General features: G+C 59.9%; 18 protein-coding genes and 1 tRNA gene. 2 read left to right on the top strand and 17 right to left on the bottom strand.

The genetic code is table 11. The annotated features are described in order from the left end of the window. Window positions 1-22 precede the first annotated feature (22 nt). The 4 genes from ACILSR_RS18030 to ACILSR_RS18015 form a co-directional block, all read right to left on the bottom strand. Window positions 23-1,477 (bottom strand): alkaline phosphatase D family protein, encoded by a 1,455-nt coding sequence (locus ACILSR_RS18030; protein ID WP_395751188.1) that lies wholly within the window; start codon window positions 1,475-1,477, stop codon window positions 23-25. Between the two features lie 282 nt (window positions 1,478-1,759). Continuing rightward, window positions 1,760-2,632, bottom strand: coding sequence for a hypothetical protein (locus ACILSR_RS18025; protein ID WP_395751187.1), 873 nt, complete (start codon window positions 2,630-2,632; stop codon window positions 1,760-1,762). 49 nt (window positions 2,633-2,681) lie between these two features. Continuing rightward, the gene (locus ACILSR_RS18020; protein ID WP_395751186.1) at window positions 2,682-4,118 is read right to left on the bottom strand and encodes a UTP--glucose-1-phosphate uridylyltransferase; all 1,437 of its coding nucleotides are present in this window, start codon (window positions 4,116-4,118) and stop codon (window positions 2,682-2,684) included. Between the two features lie 94 nt (window positions 4,119-4,212). Next, window positions 4,213-4,938, bottom strand: coding sequence for a c-type cytochrome (locus ACILSR_RS18015; protein WP_395751185.1), 726 nt, complete (start codon window positions 4,936-4,938; stop codon window positions 4,213-4,215). A 174-nt stretch (window positions 4,939-5,112) separates the two neighbouring features. Between ACILSR_RS18015 and ilvD the strand changes: the two genes are divergently transcribed. After that, window positions 5,113-6,834, top strand: coding sequence for a dihydroxy-acid dehydratase (gene ilvD / locus ACILSR_RS18010; protein WP_395751184.1), 1,722 nt, complete (start codon window positions 5,113-5,115; stop codon window positions 6,832-6,834). 528 nt (window positions 6,835-7,362) lie between these two features. On the opposite strand, the gene ACILSR_RS18005 is transcribed toward ilvD, so the two are convergent. From ACILSR_RS18005 to ACILSR_RS17950, 12 genes are all read right to left on the bottom strand, one after another. Beyond that, entirely contained in the window at window positions 7,363-8,640 is a 1,278-nt protein-coding gene (locus ACILSR_RS18005; protein WP_395751183.1) for an SGNH/GDSL hydrolase family protein, read from the bottom strand. Between the two features lie 214 nt (window positions 8,641-8,854). Further along, window positions 8,855-9,421: a polysaccharide biosynthesis/export family protein gene (locus tag ACILSR_RS18000; RefSeq protein ID WP_395751182.1), complete on the bottom strand. Its 567-nt coding sequence runs from the start codon at window positions 9,419-9,421 to the stop codon at window positions 8,855-8,857. A 26-nt stretch (window positions 9,422-9,447) separates the two neighbouring features. After that, the gene (locus tag ACILSR_RS17995) at window positions 9,448-10,008 is read right to left on the bottom strand and encodes a polysaccharide biosynthesis/export family protein (RefSeq protein ID WP_395751181.1); all 561 of its coding nucleotides are present in this window, start codon (window positions 10,006-10,008) and stop codon (window positions 9,448-9,450) included. A 22-nt stretch (window positions 10,009-10,030) separates the two neighbouring features. Next, the gene (locus ACILSR_RS17990) at window positions 10,031-12,229 is read right to left on the bottom strand and encodes a GumC family protein (protein WP_395751180.1); all 2,199 of its coding nucleotides are present in this window, start codon (window positions 12,227-12,229) and stop codon (window positions 10,031-10,033) included. 117 nt (window positions 12,230-12,346) lie between these two features. Then, window positions 12,347-13,552 (bottom strand): outer membrane beta-barrel protein, encoded by a 1,206-nt coding sequence (locus tag ACILSR_RS17985; RefSeq protein ID WP_395751179.1) that lies wholly within the window; start codon window positions 13,550-13,552, stop codon window positions 12,347-12,349. Between the two features lie 67 nt (window positions 13,553-13,619). Then, window positions 13,620-14,144 (bottom strand): hypothetical protein, encoded by a 525-nt coding sequence (locus ACILSR_RS17980; protein WP_395751178.1) that lies wholly within the window; start codon window positions 14,142-14,144, stop codon window positions 13,620-13,622. Window positions 14,145-14,240: 96 nt separating this feature from the next. Beyond that, window positions 14,241-14,311 (bottom strand) — tRNA-Gly (locus tag ACILSR_RS17975). 248 nt (window positions 14,312-14,559) lie between these two features. Beyond that, the gene (locus tag ACILSR_RS17970) at window positions 14,560-16,005 is read right to left on the bottom strand and encodes a sulfatase-like hydrolase/transferase (RefSeq protein ID WP_395751177.1); all 1,446 of its coding nucleotides are present in this window, start codon (window positions 16,003-16,005) and stop codon (window positions 14,560-14,562) included. Window positions 16,006-16,049: 44 nt separating this feature from the next. Continuing rightward, complete coding sequence (locus ACILSR_RS17965; protein WP_395751176.1) at window positions 16,050-16,535, bottom strand: 8-oxo-dGTP diphosphatase; 486 nt, start codon at window positions 16,533-16,535, stop codon at window positions 16,050-16,052. 10 nt (window positions 16,536-16,545) lie between these two features. Further along, on the bottom strand, window positions 16,546-17,442 hold the full coding sequence (locus ACILSR_RS17960; RefSeq protein ID WP_395751175.1) for a DUF502 domain-containing protein: 897 nt from the start codon (window positions 17,440-17,442) through the stop codon (window positions 16,546-16,548). A gap of 297 nt (window positions 17,443-17,739) precedes the next feature. After that, entirely contained in the window at window positions 17,740-18,849 is a 1,110-nt protein-coding gene (gene sucB, locus ACILSR_RS17955; protein WP_395751174.1) for a dihydrolipoyllysine-residue succinyltransferase, read from the bottom strand. 48 nt (window positions 18,850-18,897) lie between these two features. Then, window positions 18,898-21,666 carry a 2-oxoglutarate dehydrogenase E1 component gene (locus tag ACILSR_RS17950; protein ID WP_395751173.1) on the bottom strand — a complete coding sequence of 923 codons (2,769 nt, stop codon included), beginning with the start codon at window positions 21,664-21,666 and terminating at the stop codon, window positions 18,898-18,900. Between the two features lie 223 nt (window positions 21,667-21,889). Between ACILSR_RS17950 and ACILSR_RS17945 the strand changes: the two genes are divergently transcribed. Further along, window positions 21,890-22,108, top strand: a complete 219-nt coding sequence (locus tag ACILSR_RS17945; RefSeq protein WP_395751172.1) for a DUF1016 N-terminal domain-containing protein — start codon at window positions 21,890-21,892, stop codon at window positions 22,106-22,108. A gap of 309 nt (window positions 22,109-22,417) precedes the next feature. Here ACILSR_RS17945 and ACILSR_RS17940 read toward each other — a convergent pair. Beyond that, a partial coding sequence (locus ACILSR_RS17940; protein ID WP_395751171.1) for a hypothetical protein occupies window positions 22,418-22,827 on the bottom strand: 410 nt, incomplete at its 5' end.

Below are 22,827 nucleotides of genomic sequence, written 5' to 3'. Positions count from 1 at the left end.
GAAGTCTGTCAGTTCCACCGCATCAGCCCACCCCCCTCTTAAACTTCGCCTCATACCCCACCGCGCCATCCACCCCTCGAAGCTGAAACGCGATCTCGCTTTCCTTCCCGCTCGCCTTCAGCTCCACGCAGAGAAAGCCACCCTTCACCCGGTGAAATTTGTGATACGTCTTGTCCTCGCCCGGTGACCCACTCGCATGCGAATTGCTCGCGGGCCCCACGCTGAACTCCTGCACGCCCGCCGTCGGATGCACCGAATGGTACTGCCAGTGCCGGTCCCCGCACACCACGAAGAAATTGTCCGGCACATTCGCCTTCAGCCACGCGCGGATCTCATCTCCCTCATGCGTGAATCCCTCGTTGCTGTGGTTGTCGTTCTTATTCCCGCGATCCGGCCCCACCAGCGGCGTCGGACTGATGAGCACCTTCCACGTCGCCGTGCTCTCCTTCACCGTGCGCTTGAACCACTCCTTCTGCTCCGCTCCCCAGATCGTCTTCTCCGGCCCGTCCTTCATCGTGTTCGGCGACCGATAATCCCGCCCGTCCGTAAACCACACCTGCAGATCACGCCCCCACCGAATCGTCCGAAAATCACGCTCTCCAATCGGCGTCTGCTCACGAAAGATTTTGATCCCTTCGCCAAACGTCAGCTCACCCGCCTTCATCCCCGGCCACGAGTCATTCGTCAGCGTGTCATGATCATCCTTCAGCCAGTACGTTGAAGTACTGCGCGTCGCCTCCATCAACCGTGGCAGGCTGAACATCCGCTCCCAGTGCAGCCGCGCCAGCGCAGGCGACACCGCACGCGGCGGATTGCTGTCATAATAAACCAGGTCTCCCGTCATCACGATAAACCTCGGGTCCAAAGCTGTCATCGAAGGATAAATCGGATGCCCGTCCGCGTGATCACGATCCTGATACCCCTGACACGTCATCACGCAAAATCGCAGCGCCGTCGGTGCCGCAGGCTCCGGCGCCGTATGAAACTTCCCTTTGAAACTCGTGCTCGCCACCGGATGCGCACCCGCCGTCTCAGCGACATAATGATACGTGCTGCCCGGCTCCAGCGCACTCAGCTTGAACTGATGGATGCCATCCTTCTCCGCGCTCACCTCCGCCCACGGCGTCTCCACCGCATCGCTCAGATCCTCCTTCAGACCGTAGCGCACCCGCACCTTGCCCGAAGCCGCCGGGCACGCCCCTTCGATCTCACGCACCGCAGGTACCTCCTGCACCTTTTCCTTCACACCCTTCACCTTCTTCTGCTTGTCAAAACTCACCCCCGCATTGTTGCGCACCTCCGCCTCCGTCAGCCGCGTCCACACGATCGCCGTCGTATCCGTCACCTCCCCCACCCGCGTCCCCGTCGCCTGAAACGGCCCGCTCGCAGCCGCCTGCGCAGCCCAAGGCGTGGCAAGTGCAGCCGCAGCAGTGGTTTGAATAAAACGACGACGATCAAGAGAAGATGCCTGGCTCATGGTCCAGCCATCAACGTCATCCTCTCACATTTCTGTCTCTCTCCATCGTTCCTCGTCCAAATATGCGCGCTCGTGCATCCCCATGGTGCCCGACAATATTCAGCCCTGAAAGGGCGCTGGAGTCAGCCCAGGGCGCCGCGAGGAACGAGCAAGCCCTGGGTTGTCTGCATCACCTCAGGAAAGCAAACCCATCGTCTTCTTCTCACCCCGCACTCACCAGCAGCGTCCTCTCGCCACTCCGCCGCACGCAAACGCCCCCGCTTACACCCATCACTCCCTCCCTCACAGCCTCAGCTTCTTAAACATCCCTTCCTTCTCCTCCGCACTCATCGGCTTATACTCCACCTTGCACTTCGGCAGCGCCGCCTTGATCGCCTCCACATCCGCCTCCGAAATATCCACCGTCTCAATCTTAAGCTTCGCCAGTTTCGACAGCGCCTGAAGCTGCGGAATGATCTTCGCGCTCAGCTTCGCCTCCGTCAGCTCCAGAGACTCCAGCGTCTTCATCTGCGCAATCACCGCCATCGTCGACTCATCAAAACTCACCGGCGTGTCCTTTCCCCAATCCGGCAGCCGCTGCCCCATCCTCAATCCCCTCAGCCTCGTCAGCTTCAGCAGCGCCGCATTTCCCGCCTGCGTCTGCGCCGTGTGCCATGTGCGGAATTCCTTCAACTGCGCCAGTTGCCCGATCGCCTCCATCGCCGCATCCCCCGTCGTCGATCCCGCAAACGTCAGCCGCTCCAGATTCGGCAGCTTCTTCAGCTCCACCAAACCGCTCCCCGTAAAATCCTTCGACCGAAACGCCGGGTGAAAAAACGCCAGCGACTTCAGCTTCTGAAACGCCGCAAAATGTTGATACCCCGCATCCGTGAGCTGAATGCCGTTCGTGCTCAGCATCTCCAGCTCCGTCAGTCCCGTCAGCAACCCCATCGTCTCATCCGTGATCGTCTTGCCGCTGATGCTCAGATTCTTGATCGACGTAAAACCGCCCAGCGTCCGGAAATCCGCCTCGCTAAACTTCTCACAATCCACCTGCACCTGCGTCACCACCCCTCCCGCCTCCGTCACCTTCGCCCCCAGTTTCTGCAGCGCAGCCACATCAGCCGCCCACAGACCACCACAGCACAAACCAAAAACAGCGAGAAAGAATTTCATGCCCCCATCTCAAATCATAAATCAAAAATCGTAAATCATAAATTTCATCTCACCCCACGCTGATCTGCCCCTCATGCACCCCCGCCCTCAGCTTCACCGGCGCATGCGTGTGATTATGGATCACCGCATCCCCCTTGAAGACCACTCCCGCACCGCACTCCACCGGCCCGTGCACCAGCAGGCTGCGGCAGTGCAGTAGGCTCGGCGTATGCGGGAAATTATGCTCCAGTCCGTCCACCAGCTTGCACAGCTTCTGGTCCAGATGCAGATGCGGCGGCTGCCCGTTGCGGCTCGGGTGCAGCCGCAGGCAGAAGTCCTCCGTCAGCTCATACGCATCTGACCTCACCGCCAGCAGATCACTCGTCGTCTTCACCGGCGCAAACCGCACCCGTGAGACCTCGATCGCCCCCGCTCCTTCAAAGCATTCAATCGCCGCCCCCATCGCCGTCTCCAGTTGCACCACCGCAGGCGAGGCGCTGTCACGCGGATCCACCGTCTTCTTGTTCATGATCGGCGGCAGCGGGATCAGCCCGTCATTCGCCTCCAGCGCAGCCTTCAGCGCCTGCAGGTCGATCCACAGGTTGTTCGTGTTGAAATATCGGTGCTGGTCGATGTTCTGAAAATGCCCCTCGTCCTCCTTCGGACACTGCGCCGACTCCCGCAGCAGAAAGCGCCCGTCGCTCAGCCGCACTGCCAGGTGCCCACCCTTCTTGTCAGACTCCGTCCTCCGCGTCACCTCCATCACAAACGGCATCCCGCTGTCCGCAAACCACGCCAAAATCGCCGGGTCCAGCGTCGCGCCCAGGTTGTCCGAGTTCGACACAAACGCATACCTCACCCCACTGCCCAGCAGCTTTTCCAGCCACCCCGAACCCGCGAGACACGCATAGATGTCCCCATGCCCCGGCGGACACCATTCCGCATCCGGGCTTGCAGCCCACGTCGCCGGCTCCAGCGTGCTCGCCAGCACCTTCGGCACCTTGTTCTGCATCAGCTCCCACGTCTCCGTCCCACCCAGCTGCGGAAACCGTTTCGCCAGATGCGCCGCCGAGTCCGCAGACGTGCTAAAGCTGTTCATCAGCATGAACATCGGCACCTCGCCTCCCGTCTGCGACCTCAGCAGCAAAATCTGCCGCGCGATCAAATCCAAAAACGTGTCCTCACCCCGCACCGGCAGCAGCGACTTCGCCTTCTCCAGCCCCATCCCCGTGCCCAGCCCGCCGTTCAGCTTGAGAATCACCGTCTGCTTCAGCAACTCCGCCGCGCGCTCCGTCGCCGGCGCCTTCAGATCATCCGCACGCGGCAGATCCTTCGCCGGAGAGATCGTCGCCTCAGGAATCATCCCCGTCTCCCCCGCCAGCAGCGCCGCATAGCTCCCGCGAAATGCGCGTATGGCGGACTCGCTCAGCCCTTCGGCCTGCATTTTTTGACGAAACGGGGCGAAGGCGGCTTCGATGCTCTCAGGACTGCGGGAAGATTGGCTCATGCGTCCCCAACGCTAAAGTTGACCATCAGCCGAGGCAAACAAACATTCATAAGACATCCCGCAGCCCTCAGAAACTCCCCACTCCTGATGCTCTCTACAGCACAGGCCCCGATGGCAGCCGGATGCTCAAAACGTAAGCGATCACATCCCACCGCTGCTCCTCGCTGAGCACCTTCTCAAAGCTCACCATCGGCGTCCCGCTCAGCCCCGTCGCCAGCACCCGAAACAAATCCTCCGGGCCGTCTCCACACCGCGGATGCGGCTGGCGTAGATCCGCCGGAGCCGCAGGCAGCCCCCAGATGTCCTTCAGCGTTACCGCCGCCGCCCCCTTCCCATCCGCCTTCTCTCCATGGCAGGCCGCACAGTTCGTGGCAAAAAGCTTCTTTCCTTCCAACGCATGCGTCTTCACGGCCTCCGCCGTCTTATACCACTCCGGCGCCGCCGGAAATTCCATCGTCGGCGCATAATTCTCCGGCTTCCGCCACCTTCTCGAAAACGACTTCACATACGCGATCACCGCCTCCACCTCGTCCGACTGCAGATGGCTGAAGGCCCCCATCGCCGTTCCGCTCAGCCCATGCGTGATCGTTCTTCGCAGATCATCGTCCGTCGGCAGCATCCCATACGGCGTCGTGCGGAATTTGAACATCCCCTCCCGAAACGACCTCGGCTTTGGCTTCAGCGTCGGGCTCATCTCCCCGTTCCCATCCCCGCGCTGCCCATGGCACACGATGCAGTTCCTCTCATACACAAACTTCCCCTGCATGTACAAATTGAAGTCCAGCGGCGCCACCGGGTCCGCCGCCAGAGCGCCTGCCATGGCCAGAAAAACAAAGATGCATCGGAAATACATGTTCACCCTTTCCATATCGCTCTTTGCACGCCGGAAACCACACCGCCTTTGCCATTTCCTGCGCCTGTCCTGCCCTCAAAGGCAGCTTGCTTCACCGGGCATGTCTGCCATTTTGCGCGCTCTTTTTAATCCTACCCAGCCATGCCCAAGAAAGCCTCCGCCGCCGCCAAGTCCGACCTCCATCGCAAGCACAGCGCCATCGTTGTCGATGGGGTGGACCGCGCCGCCTCTCGCGCCATGCTGCACGCCGTCGGCTTCAAGCGCGCTGACTTCCAGAAGTCCCAGATCGGCATCGCCTCCCTCTGGAGCATGGTCACCCCGTGCAACATGCACATCGACCGCCTCGCCCTTGAGTCCGCCAAAGGCGTGGACGCAGCCGGCGGCAAGAGCATCATCTTCAACACCATCACCATCTCAGACGGCATCTCCATGGGCACCGAAGGGATGAAATACTCCCTCGTCTCCCGTGAAGTCATCGCAGACTCCATCGAGACCGTCGTCGGCTGCGAAGGCATGGACGGCTTCGTCGCCATCGGTGGTTGCGACAAAAACATGCCCGGCTGCCTCATGGCCATGGCCCGCCTCAATCGCCCCAGCGTCTTCGTCTATGGCGGCACCATCCTCCCCGGCTGCGTCGGCCCCGAGAAAAAAGACGCCGACATCGTCACCGTTTTCGAAGCCGTTGGCAAGCACGCCAACTGCCTCATCAATGACAAGGAGCTCATCGACATCGAAGAGCATGCCATCCCCGGCGAAGGCTCCTGCGGCGGCATGTACACCGCCAACACCATGGCCTCCGCCATCGAGGCCCTCGGCATGAGCCTCCCCAATTCCGGCGCCCAGTCCGCCGTCGGCACCGACAAGCTCATCGACTGCTTCGACGCCGGCGCTGCCGTCATGAACATGATCAAGAAGGGCATCACCCCTCGCGACATCATGACGAAGGAAGCCTTCGAAAACGCCATCACCCTCATCATCACCCTTGGTGGTTCCACCAATGCCGTCCTCCATCTCATCGCCATGGCCCACAGCGCCGGCGTGAAGCTCGGCATCGAAGACTTCGTCCGCATCGGCAAAAAGACCCCCGTCCTCGCCGACCTCAAGCCCAGCGGCAAATACTTCATGAACGACCTCGTCAAGATCGGCGGCACCGTTCCCCTCATGCGCATGCTCGTCGCTGAAGGCCTCATGCACGGCGACTGCCTCACCGTCACCGGCAAGACCATGAAGGAGAACATGAAGAACTCCAAGATCGTCTGGCCCAAAGATCAGAAGATCGTCAGCCCGCTCAGCAATCCCCTCAAGAAGGACAGCCATCTCGTCATCTTCAAAGGCAACCTCTGCCCCGGCGGTGCCGTCGGCAAGATCTCCGGCAAGGAAGGCCTCAAGTTCGAAGGCAAAGCCATCGTCTTCGAATCTGAAGAGACCGCCCTTCAGGCCATCCTCAATGACAAGGTCAAAAAGGGTCACGTCATCGTCGTCCGCATGGAAGGCCCGAAAGGCGGCCCCGGCATGCGCGAAATGCTCTCCCCCACCTCCGCCATCATGGGCAAGGGCCTTGGCAAAGACGTCGCCTTCATCACCGACGGCCGCTTCAGCGGCGGCAGCCACGGCTTCGTCGTCGGCCACGTCACCCCTGAGGCCTTCGTCGGCGGCCCCATCGCCGTCATCAAAAACGGCGACCCCATCACCATCGACGCCGAAAAGCGCGCCATCACCCTCGGCATCCCCGCCAAGGAGCTGAAGACCCGCCTCTCCAAGTGGAAGCAGCCGAAGCCCCGCTACACCCGAGGCGTCCTCGCTAAATACGCCAAGCTCACCACCAGCGCCAGCGAAGGCGCCGTGACGGATCTGGGGCTGTAAGCAAAGCACACTTCGAATAAATCAAAAAGACCGCAGAGAGCCTGATTCAGCAGGTCTTCTCTGCGGTTTTTTATTGGCCCTCACGCCATAGAATGACTGGCCATGATTCCTGCCTCATCGTCTGGCTCATACGCACCGCAGTCCGCAGCGTACGTATTGTAGTACCTGCTTTAGCAGGTTCCGGGCGCACTACCCAGCGTCCACGGCCGCGCGCCAAACCATGTGCTGAATGCAGCCCCGACACGCAAAGCTGTGACACCTCCACCGCAGCCCTTCAGTCAATACCACCATTCCATTCTACCCGGGCGTCCTCGAAACAGCTCGGTATTTCTCATGCGGCCTGAAGGGCCGCCGGACTCAGCCCAGGGCGCAGTCGCGCAGCGACAAGCCCTGGGTCTCGCCACCCCAGTTCACCGTCGTCCCAGGTCGCGCCCTGAAGGGGCGCGGGAACACTCTCTTTCCTGCCAGCAGATGCACGCAACAGCAGACTTCGTCGTTGAGTGAATTCCCAAAACAAGCACCCCCCCCTCACTCCACCCTCCTCACCTCAAACCTCACCTTCACCGGCTTCGCATACCTCCGCTGCAGCACCTCCAGCTCCTTCAGCACCTTCGTCGTCTCCTCTCTCAACTCCCCCACCCCTGGCTGCTCCTTCAAAAACATCTCCCGATAACTCTCCGATCCCACGACCTCCATCCGCGCATCCGTCACCATCTTCAGCGCCGCCGCCTGTGCGTCCCACGGCCCGCCCGGCTCCCACCCATTCGACGTCATGGAAGAGATGTTCATCCCTGCCCCCAGTTGCCCGGCGGTAAACTTCCCCAGCAGCCTCCCACCCGCCCTCAGTTCATACTTCCCTGCCGCCAGCCCCTTCACCGTCAGCAGGTAACCGTTCAGTTCCGCAGGAATCGGCACAAACAAAAAATTCAGCGCCCCCAGCGCCCCAAAGTTGATCGGCAGCCCCTCATCCAGCCGGTCAAATTCAATACCGTCCTTATCCACCTTCACACCGGAGACCTCACACCCATCCGTCGCTTCCACCCTGCCCTCCTTCGCATCCACCACCGCCGATGAAACCTCCGCAGGCGCACCCAGCCCCTTCAAAATCGCCACCGCCATCGCCAGTTGACCGAGATCGTTGAGATGCACCCCATCCTCCACATGCAGCGTCGTCGGCTTGGAAGGTGCCTTCTGCTTTTCGTTCACCTCCAAAACCCGCCGCTGCACCTTCCGCATGTATCGCTGCACATCGATCGTCACCGCCCCCAGCCCCTTCGCCACCTCCAGCCCCTCATCGCACATCTGCTGAAGGAACCCCTTCTCCGCCCGCTCTGGATCCTCATTCGTGATCGCTGCTGAGCAGATGAAAACCCGCACTCCATGCTCCTTGCAGCGCCCGATCAGCTTTCTCAAGGACTCCAGATACGCCGCCTTGTGCTCCGCATCCGCCTTCATGCCCCAGCCGATGTCATTCACCCCAAACGCCACCGTCAGCACCGTCGCCCCACGATCAAACACCTCCCGCTGCAGCCGTTCCAGCGCCCCCGTCATCGTGTCCCCACCCCTGCCCGCATTGAAAAACGTCACCTTCCTCTGCGGAAACCGCAGCAGCGTGTAGTTCTCCACAATGCGGTCATACCGCCTCGCCGCCGTGATGCTGTCACCGAGAAAGACGACCGTATCACCATCCTTCAGCGCAAACTCAGCCATCGCCGAAGCAGCCGCCCCGACGAAGCACATGGCAAACAGCAGAATCTTCATCCTGCCTAGAACGCCCAACGCCCCTTCGTCATTCAGCGAGGACATTTTTACCTCAAGCGACTGAGTTTATCATTCCTGTTGCAACCCTGGGTTATGGCAGGCAATCCGGAAAACGAACCCATCATCTTCTTCTGCGCCAAGATTTTGGAGAGCTTGTCTAAAAAACTCTGCTCCCTCTGCCTCTCCGCCCCTCTGCGGCCAAACCGAACATCCCCCCCCGCCTCCATACTCTTCACGGGTCACTCGCCACTCTCATCCCTCACTCCTTCACAATGACCTGATCTTCCGGCTCCAGCTTCATGTCTCGGTTAGGCTCAGACCCCACGTTGCTGAGATCGACAGCGATGCTTTTGCCATCCCGAATCACCTTCGTTTGACTGGGTTTCGCGAAATCAGAAAAACCTCCGGCCACGCTGATCGCTTTCAGCAGCGTCAGCCCGGCATTGTAGGCCACCGGCCCGTTCTTTTTGCAGCCGCTCACCACATAGACCAGCCTCGCAGGCACCTCTCCACCATCAATCGTCACCGTCACTGTCGGACTCTTGTACAGCTCCTGCTTGACATACGCCTTCTCCACGACGCGCTGCAGTTCTGAAGGTTTGAACCCCACCGCCTTCACCTCTCCCACATGCACCAGGTTGATCGTGCCACCATCACCTATCGTGTACACTTTGCTGATCTGCGCGGCATCTTCCGCCGGTATCCCACCGATCGAAAGCGCGATGCGGTCTCCCGCCTTCAGGGCCATCTCCGTGTTCTGTGCCTCCACAGTGGCATTCAGGTACATCAGCACGGAAATCACAGACACCAGAAAACGCGTGGTCATGGTCAGCAAAGGTAAACGTTCCAGCCTCAATCCGGCACAATGATCTGATCTTCCGGCTGCAGCTGAATGTCCCGCGAGGGATCCGCGCTGATGTCCTTCAGATTGATCTCCGTGGTCGTCCCGTTGCGCAGCAGCTTCGTCTTGCTCGGTTTGGCAAAGGGCGTGAATCCACCGGCTGCTGAGATGGCTTTCAGCACCGTCAGGTTCGGAGTGTACGGCACCGAGCCGTTCCCCTTGATGCCGCCCACCACATACACCATCTGCTGCGTGGTCGCGCTGTCATTGGTCGTCACCGTCACCGTGGGCCGCGTGTAGATTTCACGGTCCTTGTAAGTCTGCTCAATGCTGCGCTGCAGTGTGGAGGGCTTCAGCCCCACGGCACGCACCTCGCCGATGTGCAGCAGGTTGATCGTGCCGTTGTCGCTGATCGTGTACACCTTGCTGATCTGCGGCACTTCATTGTCGGGGATGCCGCCGATGGAGACCGAGATTCGCATGTTGATCTTGAGGGCCATTTCGCCGTTCTGCGCATGGGCCGTTGCCAGGGTGCATGCGGCGAGAATGCAGGTGAGAATGCGTGTGTTCATAAGCGTGCGTGATCAGGTGAAATTAAAAAACATCATCGCCGTCCAGCCTTGAGACAGCATTCGAGGTGCCAAGCGCCGGGGCGGTCGTCTCCGCCTTGATCTTGCGGCGGCGGGTCTTCCCTCCCTGTCCGCCGTTCGGCGAATTCGTCGGCGAGTAGTAGGTGTAGTAGCTCGTGTAATACTGGTACTGGGCGTCGCTCCGCAGATCCACGTTGTTCAGCACCACGCCCAGCACTTTGCCGCCCACCTGCTCCACGTTCTGCTTCACCCGCATCAGCATGTGGCGCGGCAGTTTCCGGTGCTGCACCACGATCATCGTCATGTCCGCCAGGTTCGCCAGCACCGATGCGTCGCTCACGCCCAGGATCGGCGGCGAATCAATCAGCACCAGGTCAAACCGGCTCTTCACATCGGCGATCAGGTCCATCATCCGCTGGGAGTTCAGCAGTCCAGCGCTGTCCGCCGGCAGCAGCCCGCTCGGCAGGAAAAACAAATTCTCCACCTGCGTGCGCAGCACCACATCTTCCAGCCGGATGTCCGTGGTCAGGTAGTTGGTCAGCCCCGTTGCGTGGCTCACATCAAAATGCGTGTGCAGGCTCGGCCGGCGCAAATCCGCATCAATCAAGAGCACATTGTACCCCCCCTGAGCGCACACATACGCCAGGTTCACCATCGTGGTCGATTTCCCCTCTCCTGCTCCTCCGCTCACCACGCTCAGGCAGTTCGCCTCAGGTGTCTTGCGGTTGAATTCAATGTTCGTGCGCAGAATCCGGTAAGCCTCCGCATCCGGATTGAAACCGCTGCTGCGGTGCAGCACCCCCACATCCTTCGGCACCACCGCCAGCACCGGCACGCCCAGGTAGCCTTCCACGTCATCCAGGTTCTTCACCGTCGTGTCCATGTATTCCAGGAAGAAGGCCAGCCCCAGCCCAAACATCAGCCCCAGCACCCCGCCCAGCGCCAGATGAAGCGCCACATTCGGCTTCGCAGGCTTCCCTTCCGGCTCCGCTTCAGAATAGATCGTCGCAGGAGACTTCACCAGATCCGCACCCACCTTTTCCTCCAAATTTCTCGTGCGCAGGTTCACGATGATGTTGTCCAGCTGCGTCACTTCGTCCTTAGCGCTCTTGTACTCATTGTACAGCGCCTGCATGCCCATGATCTCCTTCTTGGCATCACCATTCCACTTCTCCAGTGACTCACGCTTTTTCTTGGATCCATCCAGCCGGTTCTGCAGTCCTTTGATGTGGGAGCTGGCTTCCCCAAGGATCAGCCTTTTGTATTCCTCGATCTGGCTGTCCACACTTTGCACCTGCGGATGCCGGTTGCCGCGGCCTTCGTTGGTCAGTCCCTGCCGTGCCACTTTGAGCTCCTGCATTTTCGACGTCATCGTGGCAATGCTCGCGTTCTCCAGCTTGAGACCTGAAGCCTGCTCAATAAGTTCATCAGGGGTCAGTTTTCCGATCTGGTTGATCTCCGTCTGCAGGGTCATGATGTCCTGGTCCGCCTGCATCAGCATCTGCTCGCGCGTCTGCTGCAGGCCTTCCTCTGCTGTGCGGATTTCGCTGCCCGGACTCAGCGAGTTGCCACCGCCCATGACCCATTCACCCACGATCCCAGCCTTGCGCTTCGCTTCCTGGGAACGGAGCTGGGCCTGGGCGCGCAGCCCCTCCTGATCATTGATCTTCTGTTCCAGAACCGTCAGAGCCTTGAGCTTCTTTTCATGCTCAATGTTTTTGCGCTGCTCCATGTAGCTCTTCGCCACTTCGTTCGCGATGGTCGCCGCCAGCTGGGCATCCGGATCGTAGTAGTCGATGGTCACAAAATCGGAGCGCAGCATCGACTGCGTTTCCAGATTGGCCCGCAGCTTCGCCAGCGCCGCTTGCCGGCTGGGCAGTTCCCACCGCTTGGCCAGCTCCAGCTTTTCGATCACCGGATATAGCGTCGTTGGCTTGGTGATCGTTTCGAACTGCGTCTTGAGGTACTCGGGCGAAAAGCCGGCGCTGTCACTGCGATTGTTCGCAAACACATTGATGCCCTCGGTGATGCGCTCAATCGTCATCTCGACATGCCCGCGATATTTCCTCGGCATGATGTACGTCAGCACCGCCGCCGCTGCGAAGATCAGGATGAAGCACAGCGAGATCATCCCCAACCGGTTCTTGATCACCTGCCAGGTGTCCATCGCATGCTTCTGCAGTTCGGTGCCGGACTCGTTCATGACTGCTCAGGTTTGATTATTTGGAGGGGTTAAGAAACTGGTCTTGAAATGCCGCCAGCGGGAGATTCGTCAGTTCCGAATCGGCCCGCCGGCGGCGTGTTGTCTTGGCTGTTGGGACTAAAAGGTCGCCGTGGCTCCGACGGAGACACGGTTGCGGTTAAATTCGACGGCAGGGTTGTTGGACAGCTGCGTGGAGAAGGAGTAGTTCGCGTTCAGGTTCACGTTGTCCATCAGCTGGTAGCCAATGCCTGCGTTGATGAACACCGCGTCCTGCCTCTGGTCTGGCAGCGGTCCGCCGGAGAGCGTGGAGTGCGCATAGCTCGCTCCGCCGTTCAGGCTGAGACGCTTGCTCACATTGTGGTTCACTTGGATGCCCGTGTTCACACCGTAGCTGTTCGTGTAGCTGCCCAGCAGTGCGCCGTTGAATCCCAGCATCGTGAACCAGCGCAGCTGCGTCTGCTGGGCCACCGCGTAGTTGATCGCAGCCTCGGCATAGGGCTTCACCTTGCTCACCGTGGCGTTCTGGAAGAACTCCGCACCGGCGCGTGCCGAACCCGACAGGTTCTCGCTCCATGCATGATCCACCCCGCCCAGTGCATAATGCGAATGGTAGTTCTGGAACGCACTCCGGGTGTAGCGCGTCATCCGGTAGCGGTATTCCGCCGTCAGGCTCGTCTGCTGGGTCACCTTGTAGGCGATCTGCTGCGCTCCCAGGTGCGAATACCGGTCCTGCGAGCTGGCCACCGCCGAGTTTTCGTACGTGATTCCGTCAAACGTATACGAACTCGTTGTCGAGAGGCGCGGAGACCACGCATAGCTCACATTGAGGTTGTTGTAGCCGTAGAGGAACTGCCCGTTCCACAGTGCCGAGGTGGCGCCGTAGCCAAACGCGCTGTTCGGGTTCGTCCCGTAGGTGAGGTAGAAATTGTTGCTCACTTTAAAGCGTTCCGAAAACTGATGCTCAAAGTTGAACGTCGCACGGCCGTTGTAGAACGTGCTGCCATAGGTCGGCACACCCTTCACATATTCCAGCACGCTTCCTTCAAGGCTGAAGCTGTAGGGCGTCGTCTTGTCCGCATGCGTGTAGGCCGTTCCGGCTCCCAGCTGCGCATACCAGGACTCAATGTTGCCATACTGCGACGTAGGCGCCTTGTATTTCAGCATGTCATACCCGCTGTTGGCGCTCATCGAGAACGACAGCGGCTCCTCATTGCGGAAATCCGCCGAGTAGTTCTGGATCGCCACCAGCCCCTGCGCACGCAGCGCGGCTGGGCTGAGCACGGCGGCGACCGCCAGGATGAGCATTGCCAGTTTTGAGCGCATGGATTGGGGAATTCAGAAACAGTTTCGATTGGCTGAGGCGCGGGAAGTGACCTTCACGGAAGAAAGGTCACGGAATCGAGTTCGACGGAGACACCGGATTCGTGATGATCCGCGGCGGCAGCGGTCCGGACACAGGTGGCATCAGCAGAAACACTCCGCGGATCGAGGAGGGGATGAAGAAGTCTTCGCTTTTCACCGGCACCACAGGATTCTTATCCACGACGATCGGGTTCTTCCCGGGATTCTTTTCCGACGAGGCAGTCATGACCGGACGCTCCACATCAGGAGCAGGTGCCACGGACGCCAGTCCCGGAACCACGGAGAGTGCCGAATCATTGATCACACCCGCCATCTTCGGAGCCACGGACACCGCCGTCTTCACGATCTGTGACGCCAGGGCAGGATCTGCTTTCGAGGCGGTGATCGCTGCTTTCACAATCTCACCCGCGCAGCTCTCATTGATGACCAGTGCATCTTCCACAACCATCAGAACTTTGGACGGATCTTTTTCCACCGCCACGCGCACGTCATTGGTGATCTCTGCGCAGTTCCCCGGCGTTTGCGCTGAGCCGAGCGAAGCGCTTGCCAGCATAAGCACACAAGCTAAAGCACTCGCAATGCGAGAAGTAGAGACAGCTTTCATAAGCGGCAGGGGTTGTGAGATTTACAGATGTTTTCGTGTCTTCAGAGCGGGTAGTGGGAATCGAACCCACATGGCCAGCGTGGAAGGCTGGAACTTTACCACTAAGCTATACCCGCAATTGAAGTTATAGTAACACGAAACATCCTACTGCCGCAAGATATTTTTAGAATTTAAAGAAAAATTTTGAAATTCTAGAAATCCTGATGAATTCAAGATCCTAACTTTTCAGCCACTTTGCTTTTCAATTCAGCCGTTTATTTAGCACTCAATGACGTGCTGGCAAGTGGGTACTAAAAAAGGAAAACGTTCTCGATACTGAAACGCCTTCAAAACAGCAGCAAAGTCCCCGCCGACGCTCTCCCCGCTACTTCGCCGCCGCTTTCTCGCCTGCATAATCTTCTCCGTTCAGGCTCCGCGCCACGCTTTCCAGCCAGTCCTCCAGACTTTTTTGCATTTCCGGCACCCGCTCCGGCTGCTCCGCCAGCAAAACGGTGCTCTCGTCCGGATCACTCGCCAAGTTGTACAGCTCCCACTTCACATCGTGCGTCTTCTTGTTCTCGATCCGGTGCAGCTTCCAAGGCCAGTCCAGCCACGCCGCATGTCCCGGAAACTCTGTCAGCGACACTTTTTTTTCGATCTTCCCCGCCTCAGGCCGCACCCGCACCGGATCCGCCGGCTCCTCCCCCTTCGCCTGCGCCGCCAGCAGCTCATTCATCCATTCTTTCGAATTCACCCCGATCCCCGGCCTGCCCATGTCCCAAAAGCCGATCGGTCTCGATCGCTTCTGCTCCTGCCCCATCAGCAGCGGCATCAGGTCGATGCCATCCAGTGGCGGCTGCTTTTCCATCTTCACATCCGCCAGCGCCAGCACTGTGGGATAGATGTCCGAGGTCACGCACGGTGCCTTGATCACCTTGGGCTCATGGAATGCCGCCGGCCACTCCATCAAGCCAGGCACCGCCAGGCCTCCCTCATAGATCTGCCCTTTGTTGCCCCGCCGCCCGCCTGTCTCCCCCACCTTCGGCAGCGCACCATTGTCGCTGCAGTACCATAATAAGGTGTTCTCCCGCAGATCCAGTTCCTTCAGCTCCGCGCGCAGCCTGCCAAAAGCACGGTCCATCGCAGTGATCTCCCCATAAAAATTCTGCTCCTTCTCCGGCAGCCCCGCATACCCCGCGCGGTCCTCCTCCAGCGCCCGATGCGGATCATGCGGAGAGCCAAACCACACCACCGCGAGAAAGCGCTGCTTCTTCTCCCCGCACTTTCGGATGAACTTCAGCGCCTCATCCACCGTGATGTCCGAGCTGTCCCCTTGAAACGGCACCGCCTTTCCCTGCACACTCATCACCGGATTCAGGTCAAAATAATTCGGCGCTGAAACCCACTCATCAAACCCGCTGTTTCCAGGACTCACCGGACTCGCCTTCTGTACAGACCCCAGGTGCCACTTCCCAAAGTGCCCCGTCGCATACCCCGCCGTTTTCAGCGCCTCCGCCACCGTGATCTCCTGCGGCCTCAACGGATGACCCCAGGCAAAGCAGCCGTACCGGTTCGGCGTACGTCCCGTCATCACGCTGCCTCGTGTCGGCGAGCACACCGGCGCCGCCGCATGAAATTCATCAAAGCGGATCCCCTCCTTCGCCAGCGCGTCAAAATTCGGCGTCTTCAAATGCGGGTGCCCGTTGTAGCCCATGTCCCCCCAGCCCTGATCGTCCGCCATCACCAGCACGATGTTCGGCGGCTCATCCGGCGCCGCCATTCCAGCCACCTGCATACCAACGACCCCGCACAAAAACAAAAGGCATTTCATGCCTCAAAGATAGTCATGTTCACCACCGCTCTGAAATCAAAAAATCACAGCCAGCTCACTTCATGCGTCAGCATCGTGTCATCATCAAAGGCGAACCGTCCCAGAAATCTCCGCCGCTCCACCAGCGTCTCCGCCAGCCAGTGCACATCATCCGCCCACATCTCCTCAAACGGCAGTGCATCCAGCGCCGTCCAGATCGGCACCGCTTCCGGAGTTTCCTGCGCATCTCCCTCATGCTGCGTCGCCACATACACATCCACATGCATGCGCAGTCCGTCCACAAACTGAAACCACAGCTCCCCATGGTGCACCGGATCCAGCGCCGTCACTCCCAGTTCCTCCTGCGTCTCCCTCACCGCGCATTGCAGCGAGGTCTCACCCGGATCGATCTTCCCTCCGGGCCCGTTGATTTTTCCCGCGCCCAGTCCGCGCTTCTTCCGGATCAGCAGCACCTCCCTCTTCGCCTCATCAATGATGAACATCAGCGTCGCTCGGACGCCGGGTTGCCAGGAGTTCCAGTCAACGATCACCGTGCAAAGTTCAGCGTTTCTTCCACGGCAGCGCACGCAGCCAGCGCTTCCCGCTCTTGATGTCCATGGACTGCGCCAGGATCTCCGTGTCTCCCGCGTCAAAGTCTTCCGCGCGCGGCAGCCCCGCCGGCAGGTCCAGCGCGGGTTCCGGCACCGCTATCTGCTCGGGCAGGGGCGTCACCACCGGCTTCTGATTCAGCGGCACTCCCGCATTCAGCGGAGAGACCAGCCCTCCGGAGATGATCATCTTCATCGCCTCTTCGATCGTGATCGGCGCATCCGTGATCTTCTCCGAATCCACCACCAGCAAAATCCCCGTCATCGGACTCGGCGCCGTCGGCAGCAGCACGCAGGTCTGCGCCTTGCCCGTCTGCACATCACAATACTGGCCCGTCGCAAAGCCGATCATCCGCATCCCCGGCACCGGATACTCCACATACACCACCCGCTTGAAATTCTGCTTCGTCCCTCCCAGGCTCCGAAACGCATCGATTACCTGCTTCAGCGGCCGGTAGATTACCGCCACCAGCGGAATGCGCAGCAGCAGCTTGTCCACCGCCGTCACAATGTGCACCCCGATCACGTTCGTGGCCATGAAGCCCAGTCCCAGGATCGCCAGCACAGAAAACAAAAAGCCGATGAAATTCGTCAGGCTTTCCAGCTTCGGATCCTCAATGTTCAGCAGCGGCTCCTCGCTGAATTCGTTCACCAGGTTCACCACCTGCGCCAGCACCGGCTTGCTCCACGCATGCAGCAAATCGTACACCGTAAACAAGATCCACAGCGTCAGAATCAGCGGCAGCGCCAGCGCCAGTCCCGCCAGAAACTTGTTTCGCAGCCACACACCCCACCCCTTGGGCGCATGCGCCTCGCTCATGGAAATCGTATTGGGGGTTTCAACTGCCATCTAAAACATCATCCAGCTCAAAAATCAGAACGCACGCCGATGCATTTGTTCAGCAAAAACTTACTATATTGCAGATTTAAGCCGCTTCTCAAAAGGAATGTCCTGAGGTTTCCCCTGATTCACCCCTCATCTCACTAAATTTTCTCCCGAACAAAGAGACGCCGCAGGTGCAGTACTCATCTCGCTCCGCGGGTGCGCCCTGCGCTCCTTCCCACAAAAAAAGACCGCAGAACCCTGCCTCCAGGAATCTGCGGTCTCCAAATCACTCGCGACGAATCGTCGCGATCTCAGCCTCGCTTACGCACCCACCAGCATCCTTGCCGGATTCTCGATGCAATCTTTCACGCGGATCAGGAACGTCACCGCCTCCTTGCCGTCCACCACACGGTGGTCATAGCTCAGCGCCAGGTTCATCATCGGGCGGATCACCACCTGCCCGTTGATCGCCATCGGCCGCTGCTGGATGCTGTGCATTCCCAAAATCGCGCTCTGCGGCGGGTTGATGATCGGCGTGCTCAGCAGCGAGCCATACACACCGCCGTTCGAGATGGTGAACACACCACCCGTCAGGTCGCTCACCTGGATCTTGCCTTCCTTCGCCTTCGCAGCGTAGCCCAGGATGTCCTTCTCCAGATCCGCAAAGCTCTTCTGGTCCGCGTCACGCAGCACTGGCACGATCAGTCCGCGCTCCGTGCCCACGGCCACGCCGATATCGAAATAGTGCTGCTGCACGATCTCCTCGCCTTCCACGCGCACATTGATCTGCGGCACCGCCTTCAGCGCCTCCACCACCGCCTTGATGAAGAAGCTCATGAAGCCCAGCTTCACCCCGTTCTTCTTCACAAAGCTGTCCTGCAGCTTCGAGCGCAGCTCCATCACATTCGTCATGTCGCACTCGTTGAAGGTCGTCAAAATCGCCGCCGTGCGCTGCGCGCTCACCAGCTGATCCGCGATCTTCTTGCGCAGCGGGCTCATCTTCTTGCGCGTCACACGTCCTTCCGGAGCTGGGGCCGCCTTCGCCGCCGGGGCAGGCGCGGGCGCCGCTTCTGGCTTTGGCACCACTTTAAATTCCGTCACATTCGCCGGCTTCTCTTCCACCTTCGCCGCAGGCGCCGGTGCTGGAGCAGCAGGTGCAGGCTTCGCTGCCTCCGCTTTCGCTGCAGGCGCCGCCGCACTTTCATCGATCGATCCCACCACTCCGCCCACTTCCACATCGTCACCAGCCTGATTGCCAATGTGCAGCACACCGCTCGTTTCAGCCGTCACTTCTGCGGCGACCTTGTCGGTTTCGAGCGTGAGCAGGATGTCGCCAGTTTTCACGTAGTCACCTTCTTTGAAGTGCCATTTCGCGATCTGACCACCGGCGACGGATTCGCCGAGTGCGGGTATTTTGATGTCTGAGGGCATGACGGGATGGGGGGAGAAAAAAGAAAATCTACAGGGCAGGTTGAATCATCACACGCTGAAGGCCGACTCGACCAGCTTGTCCTGCTCGAGCGAGTGGATCGCCTTGGAGCCGGCTGCCGGGCTCGAGCTGCGTTCGCGGCCTGCATACCGCAGCTTGTGGTTGGAGAGTTCTTCCAGACGCGGACGGATGTAATAGAAGGCGCCCATGTTTCGCGGCTCCTCCTGGCACCAGATCCACTTCTTCTGCGCCCGTGGGTACTTCGCCACGATCTCCTTCAGCATCTCGTAGTTCAGCGGGTAAAGCTGCTCGATGCGGATGATCGCCGCGTTCTTGATCTTGTGCTCCTCGCGGAATTCCAGCAGGTCATAGTACACCTTGCCGCTGCACAGGATCAGGCGCGTCACGCGTTCCGGCGCCGCCAGCAGATGCTCGTCGTCCAGCACCTCCTTGAAGGTCGTCCCATCTGCCATCTCGCTCAGCTTCGAGACACACTTCGGATGTCTCAGCAGGCTCTTCGGCGTCATCACCACCAGCGGCTTGCGCGTGCTGCGTTTGATCTGCCGGCGCAGCGCATGGAAATACTGCGCAGGCGTCGTGAAATTGCACACCTGCATGTTCCCGCCGGCGCACAGCTGCAGGAAGCGCTCCAGCCTCGCGCTCGAGTGCTCCGGCCCCTGTCCTTCATACCCGTGCGGCAGCAGCAGCGTGATGTGGCTCGGCCGCTGCCATTTGCTCTCCGCACTCGCGATGAACTGGTCAATGATCACCTGCGCACCGTTCACGAAATCACCGAACTGCGCCTCCCAGCACACCAGCAGGTTGCTCGTCAGCAGCGAGTACCCGTAGTCAAATCCCAGCACCGCCGCCTCGGACAGCAGGCTGTTGTACACACAGTACCGCCCCTGCTCCGCCGCCAGATTGTTCAGCGGGATGTGCCGCTCACGCGTCTGCGAATCATAAAACACACTGTGCCGGTGGCTGAACGTACCACGCCGCACGTCCTGACCGCTCAGGCGCACCCCGTGCCCCTCCGTCAGCAGCGTCCCAAACGCAAGAGACTCCGCATACGCCCAGTCGATCCCTTCCCCGGCCTCGATCGCCTTCTTGCGCGCCGCCAGGAATCGTTTCGAAATCGTCGGGTGCAGGTTGAATTCCTCCGGCACCTCCAGCAGACGCTGGCCGATCTTCGTCAGCGTCGCCAGTTCCACACCCGTCTTCACCGGGTTGTAGTCATAAGCCGGCTGCGGCATCGCCATGCTCCCTTCGAAGGGATTGCCCCCCTCGTTGCCCTTGTCACGCTCCGCCAGAGTCTTCACGCCCTGCTCCAGGTCGTCCTCCAGCTCACGCTGCAGCGCCGCAGCGCCCGCCTCATCCAGCACCCCGGTGGCCGCCAGATCCAGACGGAACAGCGTCGCCGTGGACGGATGCTCAGCGATCGCACGCGCCATGTTCGGCTGCGTAAATCCAGGCTCGTCCGTCTCGTTGTGCCCATGCCGGCGGTAGCACACGATGTCGATGATCACGTCCCGCGCAAAAGTCTGGCGGAATTCAAAGGCCAGCCGCGTCGCATTCATCACCTCCAGCGGGCAGTCCCCGTTAACATGAAAGACCGGCGCCTCGATCATCTTCGCCACGTCCGTACAATAGTCAGAGCTGCGCGCATCCTCCGGCATCGTCGTAAAGCCGATCTGGTTGTTCACGATGATGTGCACCGTGCCCCCCGTCCGATACCCCGGCAGCTGCGAAAGGTTCAGCACCTCCGCCACCAGGCCCTGGCCTGCAAATGCCGCGTCACCATGAATCAGCACCGGGATCACCTTCTTGCGGTCCTTCGTATCGCCCAGCGCACGCTGGCGCGCACGCGCCATCCCCTCCACCACCGGGTCCACAGCCTCCAGGTGGCTCGGATTCGGCGCCAGCATCACTCCCACGGAGTCACCGCTGCTCGTCTGCCTCACCGTCTCAAATCCCAGGTGATACTTCACATCGCCATCACCAGAAACCATGTTCGGCACATAGTTCTCGCTGAACTCATAGAAAAGATACTCCAGCGGCTTGCGCAGGAAATTCGCCAGCACACTCAGACGGCCGCGATGCGCCATCCCCAGGATAATCTCCTTGCCCCCCGCCGCAGGCAGCGCTTCCAGCAGCGTTTCCAGCGCCACCAGCATGCTCTCCCCGCCCTCCACAGAGAACCGCTTCTGCCCCACAAACCGGCGATGCAGGAACCTCTCAAACGACTCAGCCTCAAGCAACCAGCGCAGCGCCTTCACCTGATCCTGCGCCACCGGCTTCGCATCCAGGTCCCGGCCCTCGATCCTCTCCAGCAGCCACGCCCGCACTTCCGGGTGGTGGATGTGCATGAATTCGAAGCCCGTCTTCCCGCAATACGTCCGCTGCAGTTCCGCCAGCATCGTCTTCAGCTTCATCGGCTGCCCGTTGCGGAAAAGGTGCGTCTTCACCTCCTCATCCAGCTCATCCGCCGTAAAGCCCAGACCCGCAGGCGTCAGCCCCGGCACCTCCGGCCCCGCCTTGTCCAGCGGATCCAGATGCGCCGCCGTATGCCCCAGCGCCCGGAAATTTTGCAGCGCGTTAGACACCCGCATGCGGAAGTTCAGAGTCTTTTCAGAAAGCGCCCCCCCCTCCGCACCGCCGCCCGCCTCACCCGCCTTCGTCGGCATCCGGGCCATGCCCAGTTCGAAACCTTCAAAAAACGACGACCACAGCGGTTCCACGGAACCAGGGTCTTTTTTCCAGTCCACGTATTTGGACTCGAGGAAATCCGCGTTCGCGCGGTACGGCAATGTAGCACTCATGAATGGGGGTCGGAAGAATGGGCGCATTCCCTCCAAGTGCAAATGCTGAAACCCACATTTCCCTCTCTTTTTCAAGGGTCGCTCTCCCTCCCTTCCCCGGGCTAGCCCAATTTGGTGAACCCCTTACCGCCTCCCCAGCAAGTCCCAATTTCCCGCCTTGATAAAAAAGCATTTCCGTCTTTTCCCACATGGCCCTCAAATCCATGATCGAGATCTTAACCCAATGAGCACCGGACTAACCCACTACCGAGGCCTTCTCGCGGACATCAAGACTCGCGTGCGCCAGGCCCAGCACAAAGCCGCGCTCTCTGCCAATGCCGAGATGATCTGCCTCTACTGGGACATTGGTCGGCTGATTGACGCCCGGCAGAAGCACAAAGGGTGGGGAGCGGGCGTCATACCCCGACTGGCGGCGGATTTGAAAAACGAATTGCCGGAATAGAAAGGATTCTCAGAACGGAACATCGGCCACATGATCCGATTTTGCGCGGGAATATGGCGATCCACCTATTTTGCAGCAGTCCACTGCAAAATTTGGGGAGGCGATCACGCCCCAATCCACCAACGAATCCTCAGCCACGCTAATTTTGCAGCAGCCTGCTGCAAAATTATCAATTCCGTTGGAACTGCTTCTTGGGCTTCCTTGGTTCCATCATGTTCTCCTCATCCAGAAGCTCAAGCACCTGCCCACCCGCCTCTAGTATGCCCGGCAGACCTTGGAGAACGGCTGGAGCCGGGACACGCTCAGCCTTCAGATCAAAAACCGCGCCCACGAGCGCCAGGGCGCGGCCGTCACGAATTTCTCATCCACACTGCCGGAGGTCCAAGCCAGCCTCGCCCGAGGATTGCTAGACCAGTTCTCGAAAAGATTGTCATTTTGACCGGCGAGCGCAGCGGCCCCAGTGGCAAGGCGGGAGCGCCGTCTGCTATTTGAAAATAACAGGCAAGCGACCAACGCAGCCAATGGGGCCGCTCCGCCGTCCGGGCAATGTGACAAGTTTTTTGAGAGTTGGTCTAAAGGTAATGCCGCTAAGCAATCGTTGTGACGGCGAAGTTTCTGGAGGTGGACGACGAAGAGGTGTTGATCATGCGTGGCCATTTGTCCACAGGGCGTCGGACTTTGCGCTGGCAGGATCTTGTTCGTCGTGGTGGCAACGCTGC

This window comes from Prosthecobacter sp., from assembly GCF_044222565.1.
Classification (GTDB): domain Bacteria; phylum Verrucomicrobiota; class Verrucomicrobiia; order Verrucomicrobiales; family Verrucomicrobiaceae; genus Prosthecobacter.
This window is presented reverse-complemented; position numbering and strand designations above follow the sequence as displayed.